Source organism: Ruegeria sp. F11, assembly GCF_056533855.1.
Window position 1 is genome coordinate 114,764 of sequence record NZ_JBQFOW010000003.1, and the last position, 17,771, is coordinate 132,534.

The 17,771-nt window shown below is 59.8% G+C and carries 12 protein-coding genes and 1 pseudogene; all 13 read left to right on the forward strand.

Going from position 1 to position 17,771, the window contains the following annotated elements; genetic code table 11:
- Positions 1–59: 59 nt before the first annotated feature.
- The 13 genes and pseudogenes from ACR0NJ_RS05065 (at position 60) to tagH (ending at position 17,741) form a co-directional block, all read left to right on the forward strand.
- Complete coding sequence (locus ACR0NJ_RS05065; RefSeq protein ID WP_480816042.1) at positions 60–872, forward strand: type VI secretion system accessory protein TagJ; 813 nt, start codon at positions 60–62, stop codon at positions 870–872.
- Complete coding sequence (tssE, locus tag ACR0NJ_RS05070; RefSeq protein ID WP_480816043.1) at positions 865–1,359, forward strand: type VI secretion system baseplate subunit TssE; 495 nt, start codon at positions 865–867, stop codon at positions 1,357–1,359. The genes ACR0NJ_RS05065 and tssE overlap by 8 nt, the downstream gene beginning before the upstream one ends.
- 2 nt (positions 1,360–1,361) lie before the next feature.
- Positions 1,362–3,239: a type VI secretion system baseplate subunit TssF gene (gene tssF / locus ACR0NJ_RS05075; RefSeq protein ID WP_480816044.1), complete on the forward strand. Its 1,878-nt coding sequence runs from the start codon at positions 1,362–1,364 to the stop codon at positions 3,237–3,239.
- Complete coding sequence (gene tssG, locus ACR0NJ_RS05080) at positions 3,203–4,273, forward strand: type VI secretion system baseplate subunit TssG (RefSeq protein ID WP_480816045.1); 1,071 nt, start codon at positions 3,203–3,205, stop codon at positions 4,271–4,273. Before tssF ends, tssG begins: the two co-directional genes overlap by 37 nt.
- 2 nt (positions 4,274–4,275) lie before the next feature.
- Positions 4,276–6,993: a type VI secretion system ATPase TssH gene (tssH, locus tag ACR0NJ_RS05085; RefSeq protein ID WP_480816046.1), complete on the forward strand. Its 2,718-nt coding sequence runs from the start codon at positions 4,276–4,278 to the stop codon at positions 6,991–6,993.
- Positions 6,994–7,041: 48 nt separating this feature from the next.
- The gene (locus tag ACR0NJ_RS05090; protein WP_480816047.1) at positions 7,042–8,193 is read left to right on the forward strand and encodes a hypothetical protein; all 1,152 of its coding nucleotides are present in this window, start codon (positions 7,042–7,044) and stop codon (positions 8,191–8,193) included.
- A 68-nt stretch (positions 8,194–8,261) separates the two neighbouring features.
- On the forward strand, positions 8,262–9,116 hold the full coding sequence (locus ACR0NJ_RS05095) for an ion transporter (protein WP_480816048.1): 855 nt from the start codon (positions 8,262–8,264) through the stop codon (positions 9,114–9,116).
- Positions 9,109–9,609, forward strand: a pseudogene (gene tssB, locus ACR0NJ_RS05100) (type VI secretion system contractile sheath small subunit); the annotation flags it as partial. The gene ACR0NJ_RS05095 and the pseudogene tssB, both read left to right, overlap by 8 nt.
- Before the next feature lie 687 nt (positions 9,610–10,296).
- Positions 10,297–13,212 carry a type VI secretion system contractile sheath domain-containing protein gene (locus tag ACR0NJ_RS05105; RefSeq protein WP_480816248.1) on the forward strand — a complete coding sequence of 972 codons (2,916 nt, stop codon included), beginning with the start codon at positions 10,297–10,299 and terminating at the stop codon, positions 13,210–13,212.
- 34 nt (positions 13,213–13,246) lie between these two features.
- Complete coding sequence (locus ACR0NJ_RS05110) at positions 13,247–15,352, forward strand: type VI secretion system Vgr family protein (RefSeq protein ID WP_480816049.1); 2,106 nt, start codon at positions 13,247–13,249, stop codon at positions 15,350–15,352.
- Positions 15,353–15,362: 10 nt separating this feature from the next.
- Positions 15,363–15,974 carry a DUF6931 family protein gene (locus ACR0NJ_RS05115; RefSeq protein ID WP_480816050.1) on the forward strand — a complete coding sequence of 204 codons (612 nt, stop codon included), beginning with the start codon at positions 15,363–15,365 and terminating at the stop codon, positions 15,972–15,974.
- A 2-nt stretch (positions 15,975–15,976) separates the two neighbouring features.
- Positions 15,977–16,285 (forward strand): PAAR domain-containing protein, encoded by a 309-nt coding sequence (locus tag ACR0NJ_RS05120; protein ID WP_209253414.1) that lies wholly within the window; start codon positions 15,977–15,979, stop codon positions 16,283–16,285.
- 10 nt (positions 16,286–16,295) lie between these two features.
- Complete coding sequence (gene tagH / locus ACR0NJ_RS05125; protein ID WP_480816051.1) at positions 16,296–17,741, forward strand: type VI secretion system-associated FHA domain protein TagH; 1,446 nt, start codon at positions 16,296–16,298, stop codon at positions 17,739–17,741.
- Positions 17,742–17,771 lie beyond the last annotated feature (30 nt).

The window sequence follows — 17,771 nt, forward strand, 5'->3', positions numbered from 1 at the left end:
TGGCGTGTTTCCTCGCCAGAGCCTTTGGTATTTTCTCATCCTGACTGCACGAGGGTTTCATGACGCCGGAAGAGCATCTTAAATCAGGCGATCTGGCGGCCACATTGGCCACGTTGCAAGACAAGATCCGCGCCAATCCCGCAGATGCCAAGCTGCGGATTTTTCTGTTTCAACTGCTCTGTGTCATGGGCGACTGGAAACGCGCGATCACACAGTTGAAACTGAGCGCCGAGATGGATGAAGCAGCCACGATGATGGCCAAGACCTATCGCGAGGCGATCATTTGCGAGGTCTACCGCGAAAAGGTCTTTGCGGGCGAGAAAACGCCGATGATCTTCGGTGAGCCCGAGGAATGGCTCGCCCATCTGATCGAAGCGCAGAAACTGACCGCTGGAGGTCATTTCGACCAGGCCGCCGAGATGCGCGCCAAGGCCTTTGATGCCGCGCCCACCACATCCGGAACGGTGAATGGCGAAGCATTCGATTGGATCGCGGATGCAGATATGCGTTTGGGCCCTGTGCTCGAGGTGATCGTGAACGGCCGGTATTTCTGGCTGCCATTTGCGCAGATCGTCAAATTGGACATCGAAGCGCCCAGCGATTTGCGCGATGCGGTCTGGACCGCCTGCACGCTTACAGTGGCCAGCGGCGGCGAGATTGCGGCGCTGATCCCGACCCGTTACGCCGGAACGACCGAACAGGGCGACGACGCCGCGCGTCTGGCGCGGGCGACAAGTTGGGTTGATGCCGGGTCTGAGACCTTTGTGGGTTTTGGCCAGCGCCTGCTGACCACCGACAAATCCGACGTCGCGCTGCTGGATATCCGCGAACTGGTACTGGACGTGGTCGGGGAAACGGCAGGAGATGGCTGAGAAGACACTTGCCGAACGATTACAGCCTTCGCTTCTGGACCGGCTGACTGACGACGCGCCCGACCAGAAGAAAGAAGGGCGCGATGCGCGCGTGATCGACGTTGGCCGTCTCCGGGAAATCATCCAGCGCGATCTGTCCATGTTGCTGAATACCACCGACCAATCCGACCTGATTGATGAAGAGATTTATCCATACGCGGCCAAATCCGTGTTAAACTACGGCATCCGGGAAACCTCGGGGTCGTTCTCTACCCTCTACCAGGCGCAGCGCATTCAGCGGTCGATTGCCGATTCTATCGAGGTGTTCGAGCCCCGGATCGTCAAAGGCTCGGTCTCGGTCGATCTGCGGTCCGAAAAAAAGTCGGGCGAGATGCATGTGGATTTCGACATTCGTGCCGTGATGTGGGCGCAGCCGATGCCTCTGGAGCTGTACCTGCGCAGCCGGGTCGATGTGACCACCGGCGAAGTTGCGATTGAGCGGAGCTAGTCATGGATACGCGGCTGCTCAAGCATTACGAAACCGAACTGGCCTTTCTGCGCGAGATGGGCGCGGAATTTGCCAGTGCCTATCCCAAGATCGCCTCGCGATTGGGGATGGAAGGGATCGAAGTCGTCGACCCTTATGTGGAACGCTTGCTGGAAGGCAGCGCCTTTCTGGCGGCGCGGGTTCAGCTGGAACTGGACATGCAGTTCCCGGCCTTCACCTCAAACCTGATGGAGATTGTCTATCCGCATTATCTGGCCCCGACCCCGTCGATGATGGTGGCACAGCTAGAGCCGGATGTGGGCAATGCGGCGCTAAAAGAGGGCTATCCGATTGCGCGTGGCACCACGCTGCGGGCCCATCTGGCCGAAGGTGAGCAGACGGCCTGTGAGTTCACAACCTCAGCCGATATGACGCTCTGGCCCATCGAGATTTCCGAGGCCGAATATATTGACGGTCGCGGCGAATTGGTCGCGGCGGGGGTTGCGAAGGAAACCGACGCACGGGCGGGCATTCGGTTGCGTTTGAACCGCACCGATGGTGAGCCGATGGCGGATCTTGAGATGGACCGCCTTGTGCTGCATCTGGACACGCAAAGCGGCAAGCCCTGGGCGCTGCACGAATTGCTGGCCACCCAGTGCGTGGGCCTCACCGGGCGCTCGACCGACCGGCGCGCGGACTGGACCGCTCGGCTGACCGATGCGGATGTCATCCCCAAAGGCTTCGAGCCCGAGGAGGCCCTGCTGCCAACCCCGCGCCAATCCTTTGACGGCTACCGCCTGCTGCAGGAATATTTCGCAATGCCCGAACGGTTCCTGTTTGTGGAACTGACGGGTCTGAAACCGGCGTTGAAACAGTCGGCAGGCAATGATGTCGATATTTACATCCTGCTGCGCGACGGCATGCGCGATGTGGCCCCTGCAGTGACGCCCGCCGCCTTTGCGCTGAACGCGGTACCTGCCGTGAACCTGTTCCACCGCCGCTGCGACCGCGTGCACATCACCCAGATGGACACCCAGCACCATGTTGTGCCGAACCGGACGGCGGGTCTGGACTATGAGATTTTCTCGATCAATCGCGTGACGGGCATACAGTCGGACGAAGAGGGCGACATCCCCTTCCGCCCGTTCTACAGCGACACAGACCTGACGGCGGCGGGCGACAATCACTCGGCCTATTACACCATCAAGCGCCGGATGCGGCAGCGGAACGAAAAAGAACGGTTGCGCGGCGTGCGGACCTCGTATCTGGGCTCCGAGGTCTATCTGACTCTGGTGGACCGCGCGCAGGCACCGTATCCCGGCTCGCTGGACCAGTTGGCGGTTGAAGCGCTGTGTTCAAACCGTGATCTGCCCATGCTGCTGGCGGCAGGCGGGGATGATGTGTTCCATCTGCCCGATGGTGGCCCGGTCAAAGCCGTGCGCACACCCGTCACGCCCACGCGCCCGCATGCAACACTGGCGCAAGGCGATGCAGCGTGGAAGCTGATCAGCCATCTGAGCCTGAACTACCTGTCAATCGCAGGCGACGGCAAGGACGGCGGGGCAGGAGCGCTGCGCGAGTTGCTGGGCATCTACGCCCCCTTGGGCAACCGCGTGACCGAGAAACAGCTTGAGGGCGTGGTGTCCGTCACCAGCCGCCCCATCGTGCGCCGCATGAGCGACGAGGTGCTCAGCACCGCCGTGCGCGGGCTGGAGATAACGCTGGGCTTTGACGAAAGTTTTTACGAAGGGACAAGCGTTTACGTCCTGGGTGCTGTGCTGGAACGGTTCTTCCGAAAATACACGACGATCAACAGTTTCACCGAAACTGTGCTGAAAACCGAACGAAGGGGAGAGATTGCCAGATGGCGACCAGCAGCCGGCCTGGGCAGGATCATCTGAGCCTGCTTGCCGCTCTGGCGGCGGACCCTGAAAGGCACCACGTCTTTCAGGCGCTTCGGGTGATCGAAGCGCATTACCACGATGCGCCGCGTCTGGGCGAATCCCGCCGTCCGCGCGAGGATAAAGTACGCCTGGGGCAGGACGTGTCGCTGGCCTTTCCGCCCAACACGCTGACCCGGTTCGAACCGGCTTCGGACACCACCCCCGGCAAGCTGAGCAATTTGTTCTTTGGCTTTTTCGGGCCACAAGGGCCATTACCCCTGCACCTGACCGAATTTGCCCGCGACCGTCAGCGCAACCACCGCGATCCGACCTTTGTCGCCTTCGCCGACATGCTGACCCATCGGATGATGGGCCTGCTTTATCGCGCATGGTCTGCCGCCGAACCCGCGCCCAGCTTTGACCGGGGCGACGATCCGTTCGAGCAACGCGTGGCGGCGCTTGCAGGGTTCAAGGGTGGTGATTTCAGCGACCGCGACGCGATGTCGGACATGCTGCGCCGGTTCTTCGCCGGGCATCTGGGGTCAGGCACCAAGACGGTTGAAGGGCTGATCGCGATCATCTCGGACTATTTTGGGGTCGAAGCGCATCTGCAGCAATTCGTAGGTTCCTGGCTGGAGCTTGAACCGGACGACACATGGCAGTTAGGCGGACCCGCGCGTCTGGGCCAGTCGACCAGCATCGGCGACCGGGTCTGGTCGCGCTCGGCCAAGTTCCGCATTAGGATCGGGCCGGTGTCTTTGGAAGATTACAAACGCCTGCTCCCGGGCGGTGTGTCGCAACAACGACTGGAATCGATCCTGCGCACCTATGTCGGCGACACGCTCGATTGGGAGGTCAATCTGGTCCTCGCCGGTGATGAGGTACCGCGGGCCTCGCTTGGGGGAACGACGCAGCTGGGCCACACAAGCTGGATCAAGACCCGCGACGACCCCGATGAAACTCGACCGGATGCGGACGATCTGATCCTCTATCCCGGATACATGAACCAAGAATTTGAGGCCGAAGAACCGGCCCTTGCTGAGAGGTATTGAAGATGACGGAAATCAGCCGTGTTTCGCTGTTCGGTAAGCTGAACAAGCTGGGCTATCAGGCGATCGAAGGGGCGACGGTGTTCTGCAAGATGCGGGGCAATCCTTATGTCGAAATTCAGCACTGGCTGCATCAGATCCTGAACGGTCAGGACAGCGACATTCACCGCATCATCCAGCATTACGATCTGGACCCGGGCAAGATCGCCTCGGAACTGACGCGCTCGCTGGACATGCTGCCGCGCGGGGCGTCGTCGATCTCGGACCTTTCCGATCACCTGATGGACGCGATGGAACGCGGCTGGGTCTGGGGCTCGCTTTTGTATTCCGACAGCAAGGTTCGCACGGGCTACCTGATCTTGGGCATGCTCAAGACACCTGCGTTGCGTAACATTCTGGCCAGCATGTCACCGGAACTGGCCAAAATCGGCGCGGATGATCTGGCCGACAGCTTTGGCGAAGCCACAGATGGCTCGCCCGAGGATACCCTGGGCGCGCAGGATGGCTCGAACGTGGGCGGCGGTGCTGAACCCGGTGAGGCGAGCGGTGCGATGGCCCCCGGCGCGATGGGCAAGGGTGAGGCGCTGGAGCAGTTCTGCACCGACCTGACCGAACAGGCCCTCAATGGCGAAATTGACCCCATCGTTGGTCGCGACGAGGAAATCCGCCAAATCGTCGATGTGCTAATGCGCCGTCGTCAGAACAACCCGATCCTGACCGGTGAGGCCGGTGTGGGTAAGACCGCTGTGGTCGAAGGCTTTGCCCTGCGGATCGCACGCGGCGACGTGCCTCCGGCACTGAAAGATGTGCGCCTGTTGGTGCTGGATGTTGGTTTGCTGCAAGCGGGCGCGTCGATGAAGGGCGAGTTTGAAAACCGTCTGCGTCAGGTGATTGATGAGGTTCAGGCCAGCCCGACCCCGATTGTGATGTTCGTGGACGAAACCCATACGCTGGTGGGCGCGGGCGGTGCTGCCGGTACCGGCGATGCGGCCAACCTGCTGAAACCGGCGCTGGCGCGCGGCACGCTGCGGACCATCGGCGCGACTACTTGGGCCGAGTACAAGAAATACATCGAAAAGGACCCGGCCCTGACCCGGCGCTTCCAGGTCGTGCATGTGGAAGAACCCGACATTCCAAAGGCGGTTCTGATGATGCGGGGCATCGCCTCGATGCTGGAAAAACACCATCGAGTGCAGGTGCTGGACGAGGGGATCGAGGCTGCGGTGACGCTCTCGGCTCGTTATATTCCGGCGCGGCAGTTGCCGGACAAGTCGGTCAGCTTGCTGGATACGGCTTGCGCGCGGGTCGCGGTGTCTCAGCATGCGGTTCCGGCCGAGGTCGATGACAGCCAGCGCCGGATCGAGGCTTTGACAACTGAGTTGGAGATCATCGAACGGGACGAGACCGCTGGCTATGACGTGGCCGACCGACGCGAGGCCGTGAATGCCGCGAAAGAGGCGGAAGAGGCGCGGCTGGCCGAACTCAACGGGCGTTGGGAAGCCGAGAAAAAAGTGGTCGAAGAAATCCTCGACCTGCGGGCCAAGCTGCGTGCTGGCGGGCAGGAGGTCGAAGGCACCGGTACTGCCGAGGGCGAAGCCGCAACCGAAGAGGCCCCGGATGCGCAGCCCATCGACCGTGAGGCTTTGCTGGCAGAACTCAAAGCCAAGAACGCCGAACTGGAAGAAGTGCAGGGCGACAGCCCACTGATTCTGCCCATCGTTGATCATCAGGCGGTGGCCAGCGTCGTCGGTGACTGGACCGGTATTCCTGTGGGTCGCATGGTCAAGGATGAGATCGAGACGATCCTGAACCTTGAAGACCGTCTGGCCCAGCGGGTGATCGGTCAGGACCACGCGATGAAGATGATCGCCAAACGCGTGCAGACCAGCCGGGCAGGGCTCGATAACCCCAATAAACCTATCGGGGTCTTCATGCTGGCGGGGACCAGCGGCGTCGGCAAAACCGAAACCGCGCTGGCGCTGGCTGAGGTGCTCTATGGCGGTGAACAGAACGTCATTACCATCAATATGTCGGAATATCAGGAGGCGCACACCGTAAGCAGCCTGAAAGGGGCCCCTCCGGGCTATGTCGGTTATGGCGAGGGCGGTGTTCTGACCGAAGCGGTGCGGCGCAAACCTTATTCGGTTGTTCTGCTGGATGAGGTCGAAAAGGCCCACCCGGACGTGCACGAAATCTTCTTCCAGGTCTTCGACAAGGGTGTCATGGAGGACGGTGAGGGCCGCGTGATCGACTTCAAGAATACGCTGATCCTGCTGACCTCGAATGTCGGCACCGAGATGATCATGGACATGTGCGCCGATCCCGATTTGATGCCCGACCCCGAAGGCATGGCCAAGGCGCTGCGTGATCCGATGCTCAAGGTGTTCCCGCCTGCTCTGTTGGGGCGTCTGGTGACAATCCCTTATTATCCGCTAAGCCCGGACATGCTGGGCGAGATCACCAAGCTGCAACTGGGTCGCATCCAGAAACGGGTACAACAGGCACATGGTGTTCCCTTCGAATACGCCGATGCCGTTGTGGATGAGATTGTGAACCGCTGTCAGGAACTCGACAGCGGCGGGCGCATGATCGACGCCATCGTGACCAACACGATGCTGCCCGATATCTCGGCCGAATTCCTAAAAAGAATGATGGAAGGGCAAGAAGTTTCCAAAGTCGTGATCGACGTCACAGACGGCGACTTCACTTATGGATTTGACTAAGGGCGATCAACCAACGGTCGTAGCACATAGGACAACAGGAGAGAGACGATGGCTGCATTCACAACAAGCGCGCAATTGAACATTGGCTACAAAGGCAAGATGTTCAAACAACCTAAATGCGAGTTCACGGTGGCCCATGCCGTGCCCGAAGGCGAGGACGAAACGGAAACCAAGCTGCTGCGCGCCGCGTACGCCAAGCTGTGGGAAAAGAACTTTACCAAGCTCGAAAAAAAGCGCTCGGCCGAGTTCAAAAAGGCGATGGACGGCACCGAAAAAGACATCGAGAAAAAGGATTACTCGGAAGACCAACTGAAGAAGTTCATCGAAACAGCGAACCAGCTGATCAAGCAGGGTCTCAAGACCTTCCAAAACGAGGTCCAATCGCTGGCGACGACCTGCATGGAACAGGTTTATGACTATGTCGAGAAGAAGCTGAAAAAGAAGATGACCCGCAAGAAGATCAAGACGGGTCTGAAAATCACCGCACTGGTACTGATCACGCTTGCTGTTGCCGCCGCCTCGATCGCAGCGACGGTTCTGACTGGCGGCGTGGCTGCGGTTGTTATTGCGGCGGCCATCGGCACCGGAGTTGGTGCGCTGATAACCAGCGGCAAGACGATCAAGAAGGAATATGACAGCTACAAGGGCTTCCTGGACAAGATCGAAAAGGACATCAACGCGATCACCAAGGCCGTCGAGTACCAAGAGAAAAAGAAGAAGGCGTCGGAATTCCGCAAGCTGGGGCCGAAGGAAAAGGTCAAGCTGCTGATGGCCGGTACCTCGGGTCATGTGAAATCGCTGAAAAAGCACCTTGAGGATGGCGCGACGCGCATGCTGCTGATGCGCAAGCACATGAACGAGGCGCTGGTTAAAGCAAACGAAGCCCGCGAAAATGCCGACAAGATGAAAGGCCACCCGGACAAAGCCATCTCGGCCGAAGCCGCCGAGGCGGAACGTCTGGCGAAAGAAATGGCCTACAAGCTGGAAAAATTCGAAACCAAAAAGAAGAAATACGACGAGCTTAAAGCCGAAGCCGCAAGGGTGATCAAGGACCTTGAAACCAAGGGTACTTGGGATGGCGGCAAGCTGTCCAAGGCCATCAAGTTCGCGGAAGATCACGAAGATACCGCAAACTTCATGATCAGCGCGGGCAAGGCGCTGGCAAAATCCGGTGCGAAAATCGTGAAGGCCGTAAAGTAAGTTGAATATCGCGGGCAGCGCTGGTCTGATATCCGGCGCTGCCTGTCTCGTTCAAAGGAGTGACCCCGTTGGAATCCAGTACGGCCCCTGATCCCACGCTGCGCGACCGCGCCCGGGAATTTGTCGAGCGCAAGGCCGTGACCAACACGATTCTGGGCGTGATCATTTTCAACGCGATCACGCTGGGCCTGTCGACGTCCCCGTCAATTCAGGCCAATGTAGGGCATGTCCTGCGCGTCATTGATACGATTGTCCTGGGTATCTTTGTCGCCGAACTGCTGGTGAAGTTTTACGCTTACCGTCTGAGTTTCTTCAACAATGCCTGGAACATCTTTGACCTTGTGGTCGTGACGCTGGGCCTGTTGCCCAACCGCGACGGCCTGTCCGCCCTGCGGGGTCTGCGGGTTATCCGCGCGATGCGGCTTTTGTCGGTCATCCCGCAGATGCGCGCGGTGGTGCAGGCGCTGTTGGACGCGCTGCCGGGCATGGGCGCGGTGATCATCATGATCTCGATCGTGTTCTATGTTTTCGCCGTCATGGCCACACTCATGTACGGTCCCGATTTCCCTGAATGGTTTGGGTCGCTGGGCCGGTCGCTCTATTCGCTGTTCCAGATCATGACGCTTGAAAGCTGGTCAATGGGCATCGTGCGCCCAGTGATGGAGGTGCATCCCACCGCCTGGATTTTCTTCGTGCCCTTCATCGTGATCACCGCCTTTTCGGTTCTGAACCTGTTCATCGGCCTGCTGGTCAACACGATGCAATCAGCGGTTGAGGACGAATCGGTCGAGGAATTCTCGCACCTGCGCGAGCTTGTTCGCAGCGAAACCGACGTTGTTGACGACCGCGTCAAGGAACTGCTGGTCGAGGTCAAAGCCTTGCGCCGCGAAGTGGCGGAATTGAAAGGGCAGGCAGATGGCTGACAGTTCGCAGAAATTCATCGCCCGCAACCGCGCGCCAAGGGTTCAGATCGAATATGATGTTGAGCTTTATGGCGCTCAGAAAAAGGTGCAACTGCCTTTTGTGATGGGCGTGCTCAGCGATCTGTCGGGCAAGTCCACGGTTGAAACTCCGGCTGTTTCGGACCGCAAGTTCCTTGAGATCGACGTCGACAATTTCGACGACCGGATGAAGGCAATGGCCCCGCGCGTCGAATTTGCAGTTCCCAACACGCTGACGGGCGAGGGCAATCTGGCGGTCGATTTGACATTCGAGAAGATGGCGGATTTCTCGCCTGCACAGATCGCCTCCAAAATCGAACCCCTGCGTCAGCTTCTGGACGCGCGGAACCAATTGTCGACCCTGATGGCCTATATGGACGGCAAGGCCGGGGCCGAGGCACTGATCGAAAAGATATTGGCGGACCCAGCGCTGTTGGGCGCCCTGGCCAGCAGCCCGGTTGAGGGGCACGACACGCAGGCGACGCTGGATGCCCTGCGCGAACTGACCCCGGACGACGCGCCTGAGGATCGGTCTGTCGAAGACGCACTGGCCTCGGTCCCCGAGGTTGAAACCGTCGAGGAACAAGACAGTTCCGCAGACGTGCTGTCAGACCTTGCCGCCGCTGCGCCGGATGAAACCCCGGTGGATACGGCGCTTGAGGATGCTCTGTCCTCCCTGCCAGACGCCCCCGAGGCGGAGGTCGAGGATACAACCTCTGACGTCTTATCCGATCTGGCCAGCGACGCCCCCGAAGACGTGCCGCAGGACATCTCGGTCGAAGATGCGCTGTCGTCGATTCCAGAAGTTGCGGTTGAGGAGACCGCAGACGACTCGGCCGATATTCTGTCCGATCTTGCTGACTTGGCCCCGGAGGAAGCCGAAGATACCTCTGCGGCAGACGCGCTGTCTTCACTGCCAGAAGTTGAAGACAGCGACGAACAGGATCAAAGCGCAGATATTCTGGCGGGTCTTGCAGATCAGGCCCCCGAACCGGTTGCCGAGGACAATTCGGTGGAAGACGCCTTGTCGTCGCTCCCCGAAGCGGTCGAAACCGCCGAGGAAGATCACTCGGACATCCTGACCGACCTTGCCGAGGCCGCGCCAGCGGACGAAGATGACGACGATGGTGATCTGGATGATCTGCTGGGCGACCTCGCGGACATGGCCCCCGAGGAAGAGGGTGAGGACACGTCCGCCGCTGATGCACTATCTTCGCTGCCCGAGGTCGAAGAAACCGCGGAAGAAGACCATTCGGACATTCTGACCGACTTGGCCGAGGCCGCGCCGGACGAGGAAGCCGAAGACGACAGCGAACTGGACAATTTGTTGGGCGACCTCGCAGACATGGCCCCCGAGGAAGATGTCGAAGATACATCCGCCACCGACGCGTTGTCTTCACTGCCCGAGGTCGAGGACGTCGCCGAAGAAGATCATGCGGATGTTTTGTCGGAACTGGCCGATGCTGCGCCGGAGGACGAGGGTGACGATGACAGCGATCTGGACGATCTGCTGGGCGACCTCGCCGATTTGGCCCCAGAGGAAGACGTTGAGGATACCTCCGCCACTGACGCGCTGTCTTCGCTGCCCGAAGTTGAAGAAACCGCCGAAGAGGATCATTCGGACATCCTGACGGACCTGGCCGATGCTGCGCCGGACGAGGAACCCGAAGACGATCTGGATGACCTTTTGGGTGATCTGGCCGATCTCGCTCCGGAGGACGACGGCGAAGACGACGATCTTGAGGCCTTGCTGGGCGATCTGGCCGAGGATGCGCCGGAGGACGCCGAAGAGGGTGACGTTGATCTGGATGATCTTCTTGGCGATCTCACCGATGAAGAACCGGATGAGGATGAAGCGGACGATGATCTGGACTCGGTTCTGGGTGACCTTGAACTGGATGAATCCGAAACGGATGAATTGGACGTCGACGATCTGGATCTGGACGGTCTGTTGGGGGACGACGAAACCCCGGACGAAGAGGCCGAGAGCGCAGACGACGATCTGGATTTGGATCTCGACGAACTGCTTGGGGATGACGAGCCGTCTGATGAGGCGGGTTCCGCCGCAGACGAAATTGATCTCGATGATCTCGATTTGGACGACCTGTTGAGCGACTCGGAGGATGAGGGCGAAGCTTCAGAGGACACGGACGACCTGGATTTGGACCTCGATGACTTGTTGTCCGATGACGAAACGGACGACACAGCCCCGGAACCGGACGCCACGCCGGAAGACGCGAAACCGAGCGGAGAGCCTGCGCTAGCCTTTGGTCGGATGAGTGCCGACAGGCCCGACCCCGAGCGGTTGAAACGCACCCGGTTCCGCATTGCGATCTTTGGTGACTTCACCGGCCGGTCCGCTCGCGGACAGATCGAAACCGGCGACGCGCTGGCCACGCGCAAGCCGATCCTGCTGGACCCGGATACGGTCGAGGATGTGATTGCAAGCTTTGCCACCGATCTGGTTCTGCCCATCGGGAAGGATGGCGCGGGGATTGAGGTCAAGCTCAAGGAACTGGACGATCTACACCCGGATGAACTTTATGAAAACGTGGAATTGTTCGACGGCCTGTCCGGTCTGAAAAGCCAACTCAGTTCCGGGGCAACCGCCGATCACGCAGCCAAGCAACTGATTGCCTGGGGCGAGGAATTCGGACAGGCGGTGGTGCCGCCGCGCAAAACGTCCGGCGGCAATACTGTGCGCGCCGATCTGAAGCTGAGCGATTTTCAGAAGCTCATCGGCGACACGGGTGGGGAACTGGCGCAGCCATCTCCGGTGGACGATCTGCTGAAACGCGTGGTCGGACCGCATATCCGCAAACTGCCCAGCCCAGATGTCTCTGCCATGCAGTCAGCGGTGGATGAAGCGCTGAGTGCGGCGATGCGGATGGTGTTGCACCACCCCGAGTTCCAGTCGGTCGAGGCGCAATGGCGCAGCCTCGATCTGATCGCGCGCAGTGTCGAAGATGACGATACGCTGGACGTGATCTTGTATGACGTGTCCGCCGAAGAAATCGCCGCCGATCTGGCGGCAGAGGAGGACCTTGCCAAAACCGGGCTCGTGCGCCTGCTGACCGAGGAACCGCTGGACGAAGAAAACGGGCGCGGCGGCTATTCGGCCCTGATTGGCCTTTATACGTTCGAGGAGACTCCGCCCCATGCCGAATTGCTGGGCCGGGTGGGCCGGGTCGCGGCGCATGTGGATGCGCCTTTTATCAGCGCCATCACGCCGGGTTATCTGGATATCAAGAAAGAGGACCGGCACCCGCTGGTGGTCAAAGCCTGGGACACGTTCCGCGCCATGCCCGAGGCCGGGCATGTGGGTCTTGCCTCGCCCCGGTTCCTGCTGCGGCGGCCTTATGGGGCCAAGTCCGAACCGATCTACGAGTTCGACTTCGAGGAATTCACCGAAACCGAAGGCCTGCGCGGCATGCTCTGGGCCAATCCGGCGGTGCTGGTGACGATCCTGCTGGCGCGCTCGTTCAAGCAAAACGGCAAGGCGATGAACCTCGGCTCAGTCATGAGCCTTGGCGGCGTGCCCTACCATTTCGTCAACGACCGCTACGGCGATCAGGTGGCGCTGCCCTGCACCGAGCGCAATATCACGCTGGAAAAACACGAACATTCGGTTCAGCGCGGCTATATGCCGGTGCTGTCGGTCAAGGGCCGGGATGAGATACGGCTGGGCTCGTTCAACTCGGTCGCCGGGCAGGAGATTCTGGGCCCGTGGACCGGTGTTCCGGTGCCCGAACCCTCGCCAGATGTCCCGCCTGAGCCCGAGGCCATCGATACGTCGGATGACGAGGATGATTTCGATCTGGATATGGACGATGACACCTCGGATCTCGACCTCGGCGACGATGATGCGGATGAGGACGAAGACGATCCGGAACTGGCGGCGCTTATGGCCGATCTGGCGGGCGGCGGTGACGCCGCCGAAGACGAGGATGACGGGGACGATCTGGATGATTTCCTGTCGTCCTTTGGGGATGATGATGACGTCGACTTTGGCGATGGGTCCGAAGATGGCGAAGAAGAAATGGACCCGGAACTGGCTGCCCTGCTGGCTGATCTGTAACGGCGTGCCGAACGAGATTTGGAAGGAACGGTAAATGGCGCAAAGTATGCAAAGTAAAGAGTGGCCCCTTCGGATCACCGGTTCATACAGCTATGGCGAAGACGAACTTGTCATCCGGCGCGCGATCGTGACGGAAAAGCTGGGCGAGCTGACGGATATTCAGGTCGAGGTTCTGTCGCCGGACAAGTCCATCTCGCTGGACAAGCTGCTGGGCAAGATCATGACCATCCACATGGCCGCCGCCAAGGGGGCTGCGCGCAAGTTCACCGGCACGATTGTGCGCGTCGAACGCTTGGCGCTGCGCGATGGCTTTGTACAGTTGCTGGCGGAACTGCGCCCCTGGTTCTGGATGCTGGATCAGACCACCGACAGCCGCATTTTCCAGAACATGACCGCCGTTCAGATCATCGAGCAAATCTTCGGCGAATACGCGTTTTCCGACTTCAAAAAGAGCCTGAGCACCAGCTATCAGCAGCGGGAATACTGTGTTCAGTACCGGGAAACCGATTTCGATTTCATCTCGCGCCTGATGCAGGAAGAGGGCATCTATTACTATTTCGATTACGCGGATGCCGAGGACAAGCTGGAAACGCTGGTGCTGTGCGACGATGTTTCCGCGCATAAGCCCATCGAAGGCACCTCGACGGTCGAATACCGCCCCGGCGATGACTACAAGCAGCGTTTGCCGGATTGCGTATCGGAATGGGCCAGCTCGCAAGAGGTCGTGCCGGGCGTCGTGTCGCTGCGGGATTTTGATTTCACCACCCCGAACGCCAAGCTGGACGTACGGGCAAACACCAAGACCAAGGCTACGCACAACTACAAAAGCTATGAGCTTTATGATGCGCCCGGTCACTACTACAAGGAAACCAAGCTTGGCACGACTCGCGCTCAGGTGCGGATGGAGGCAGAAGATGCCCGGTTCGACCGCCGCCGGGGCCGCGCCTCGGTCCGGGCGATGGAGGTGGGCAAGACCTTTACGCTGAAGGAACATCCCGAAAAGGCGCAAAACGACGATTACCTGATCACCGGGGCCACCTATTACCTGCAGACGACCGAGGGCTACGGGTTCGAAAAGAACTCGCAAGACCTCGACACCGGTGCGCTGGAATTCCCCGATGATGGCGGTGAGATGTTCATGGTCGAGTTCGAGGCACAGCCGAAATCGGTCAAGTACCGCTCGCCCCTGACCACGCCGTGGCCCGAGATTTCAGGGCTGCATACCGCCATTGTGACCGGCAAAAGCGGCGAGGAAATCTGGACCGACAAGCACGGGCGAATCAAGGTGCAGTTCCACTGGGATCGCGAAGGCAAGAAAGACGAGAATACCACCTGCTGGGTGCGCGTCGTCACGCCCTGGTCCGGCAAGAACTGGGGCATGGTCAGCATTCCCCGTATCGGTCAGGAAGTGGTGATCCAGTTCGAAGAGGGCGATCCGGATCGACCGATTTGCACCGGCATGCTCTATAACGCCGACACCATGCCGCCCTACGCGTTGCCCGCCAATCAGACGCAGACGGGGATCAAGACTCGATCCTCAAAAGGCGGCAGCGCCGAGATGTTCAACGAATTGATGTTCGAAGACAAGAAGGGCGAAGAACTGGTGCGTTTTCAGGCGCAGAAGGACCATGAAAAGCTGGTCAAGAACATGTCCACCATCACCGTCGGCTATGACAAGCTGGACAAAGGCGGCAATGGTGGCGACGGCTGTTTGAGCCAGGTTGTCAAGAAGAACGTGGATGAAACGATCAAAGAGGGCGATCATACCTTCAAGATCGAAACCGGCAGCCAGACGGTTGAAATCAAGACCGACCAGACTGAGACCATCGAAGGCAAATCCACCCGCACCGTGACCGGAAACAACGCCGAAACCATCAAGACCGGGAACAAGACAACCACGGTGAACACCGGTAACATTCAGGTCGATGCCAAGTCCGGCAAGATCACCATCACTGCGATGCAGTCGATCGAGTTGAAGGTGGGTGGATCGTCGATCAAGCTTGATCCAACCAGCATCACTGTGAAAAGCACGATGATCAAGGTTCAGGCCAATGCGAAACTGGATGCGAAAAGCCCGATGACGACCGTGAACGGTGATGCCATGCTGACCCTCAAGGGCGGCCTGACCATGATCAACTAGGGGCGGTGAGATGAGCGAACGATTTGCTAATATGACCAAAACGCCGCAGGTGCCCGCGGCGCGAATGCTGGCGGATGCCAATGCGCGGCTCAGCACGAAGATTGACGCCCCGGCCAGCGCGCCGCTGGATGTGGTGCTGGGCGAGCTTGATGAAAAAGGCGCAGCCATCGATATCCTACGCCTGCTGGGTGTTGCCCTGCCGCCACGCGAGCGGGTCTGGTGGTCCTGTCTGGCGGCGCGCGACTACATCGGTGAGGCCCCGGACAACAACACTCCGGCGCTGGCCGCGTCCGAGGAATGGGTGTTCCGCCCGACCGAAGAAAACCGTGAAAAAGCGGGCGAAACGGTTGATATAGCGGAACCGGATGACGAGACGATTAACTGCGCAATGGGCGTGCTATATTCAGAAGGCACGCTGGGCACTGGGGATCTGGCGACAATGCCCGCTCCGCCCGGAGCAGCCGAAACCCTTGCCTTTGCGATGAATGTTGTTGCGATGGACAACCACGAAGGTGATTTTGACGCATACCTGCAGTTGCTGATCGATCGCGGCGTCGATATTGCTCGGGGTGGGAATGGTAAGCTGGACCGCGACGGGGCTGGTTCAGAGACGAAGGAGTAGACATGGGATTTCCACAAGCCCGCGTCACTGACATGCATCTGTGCACGCTGCCGGCCCCGCCGCCAGCGCCGCCGCCTCCGGCACCGGTTCCGATGCCGATCATGCCGCCCTGCTGCCCAACTGTTCTGGTCTCAAAGCTTCCAGCCGCGCGGGTAACCGATCTGGCGACGCCTGCCTTTCCGCATCCGATCGTCAAAGGGTCGGCGACGGTACTGATCAGTAAACTTCCGGCGGCGCGGGTTACGGATAACTGCGCCTGTGGCGGTCTTATCATACCGCCGTGCTGCCCCACCGTTCTGGTCGGAGGATGAAGACAAACGCATGACGGTCACACTGAAATTCCAATCCACCGGCATTGTACCGGGCGACGGGCGCCCGGTGTCGATGCAGGGGGGCTCTTTGACCGTGGGGCGCGGCCCGGCCAATGATCTGGTCTTGCCCGATCCCGAAAAGACGCTGAGCAAAAGCCATTTCGTGATTGAAGATCACAATGGCAATGTGGTGATCGTCGATCTTTCGACCAACGGCACTTTTCTGAACTATTCCAAGATCGCTTTGGGCCGGACACCTACGCCGCTGAACAATGGTGACGTACTGACCGCAGGCGGATACGAGATGGTGGTCGAGATCGGGGCCGATCTGCCAACATTCGAGGAGATGATCCCACAGCCCATGCAACAGGGCGGGGTTTCGCCGGGCCAGTCGCAGAACGCGCCGGACCCGCTGGCCTTGCTGGACGATGCCGGACCCGGGGGCGATTTTCTGGATGATCTTCTGGGCGGCGATGCCAAGGGCCCCGGCCAGATTTCCACGCCCGACCCGATGGATGAGCTGCTGCCGCCGCTGGACGATGACGATCCGTTCTTTGCCAAGCCCAAGGACGCGCATGCCGATATGGGAGCCAGCGATCCGACCCATAATCCGTCGGCCTCGGACGCGTTTTCCGCACCGCAGGCCGGAGGCGGAGCAAATCTGATCCCAGATGACTGGGATGATGACCTGTTGTCGCCTTCGGGTGGCACAAGCTCGGACCCGTTTGCTGCGCCCGACTCTCGAAAAACTGCAGTACCACCGCCGCCAAAGCCAAAGCCCGGTGGTCAGGCCGAAGCGCCTCAGCCGACACCCGAGCCCGCACCGGAACCGCCCAAGGCGGAACCTCCTACGCCTGCACCTGCGGCCGCAGGGGATCACTCTGCCGCGCGCGCGCTGCTGGAAGCGCTTGAGGTGGACGATCTGCAGATCGACGATGCCGATCTGCCTGCCACGATGGGCCGGATGGGGCGGGTATTGCGGGCGATGATCACGGGGTTGCGGGAAATCCTGATGACTCGAACCTCGATCAAGTCCGAGTTCCGCATTGATCAGACGATGATCAGCGCGGGCGGGAACAATCCGCTCAAGTTTTCGATCAGCCCGGAACAGGCGATCGAAGCGCTCGTGAAACCTCGGGTCAAAGGCTATCTGGCCTCGGAGGAGGCCACCGAACAGGCGCTGAACGACATCAAGGCGCACGAGGTGGCCATGGTGACCGGGATGGAGGCCGCGCTGAAAGGCGTGCTGGCCAAGCTCGACCCCGACGTATTGGCGGGAAAAATTGAGAATTCCGGCAAACTTGGGTCACTTTTCAAAGGTAAGAAGGCCCAGTACTGGGAAGTGTATGAGAAGATGTACGCGGATATCTCGGATCAGGCAGAAAATGATTTTCACGATCTATTCAGCCGGGAATTCGCGCGCGCCTATAAGGAACAGCTGGAAAAGCTGAAATAAAGCCCGATTGAGGGCGGCAAGAATAAGGGA

What these genes read in the sequence shown, in the direction of transcription:
- ACR0NJ_RS05065 (WP_480816042.1), top strand. Translation starts at nt 60, where the DNA reads ATGACGCCGGAAGAGCATCTTAAATCAGGCGATCTGGCGGCCACATTG.
- tssH (WP_480816046.1), top strand. Translation starts at nt 4,276, where the DNA reads ATGACGGAAATCAGCCGTGTTTCGCTGTTCGGTAAGCTGAACAAGCTG.
- tssG (WP_480816045.1), top strand. Translation starts at nt 3,203, where the DNA reads ATGGCGACCAGCAGCCGGCCTGGGCAGGATCATCTGAGCCTGCTTGCC.
- tssE (WP_480816043.1), top strand. Translation starts at nt 865, where the DNA reads ATGGCTGAGAAGACACTTGCCGAACGATTACAGCCTTCGCTTCTGGAC.
- ACR0NJ_RS05090 (WP_480816047.1), top strand. Translation starts at nt 7,042, where the DNA reads ATGGCTGCATTCACAACAAGCGCGCAATTGAACATTGGCTACAAAGGC.
- tssF (WP_480816044.1), top strand. Translation starts at nt 1,362, where the DNA reads ATGGATACGCGGCTGCTCAAGCATTACGAAACCGAACTGGCCTTTCTG.
- tagH (WP_480816051.1), top strand. Translation starts at nt 16,296, where the DNA reads ATGACGGTCACACTGAAATTCCAATCCACCGGCATTGTACCGGGCGAC.
- ACR0NJ_RS05105 (WP_480816248.1), top strand. Translation starts at nt 10,297, where the DNA reads ATGGCCCCCGAGGAAGAGGGTGAGGACACGTCCGCCGCTGATGCACTA.
- ACR0NJ_RS05120 (WP_209253414.1), top strand. Translation starts at nt 15,977, where the DNA reads ATGGGATTTCCACAAGCCCGCGTCACTGACATGCATCTGTGCACGCTG.
- ACR0NJ_RS05110 (WP_480816049.1), top strand. Translation starts at nt 13,247, where the DNA reads ATGGCGCAAAGTATGCAAAGTAAAGAGTGGCCCCTTCGGATCACCGGT.
- ACR0NJ_RS05115 (WP_480816050.1), top strand. Translation starts at nt 15,363, where the DNA reads ATGAGCGAACGATTTGCTAATATGACCAAAACGCCGCAGGTGCCCGCG.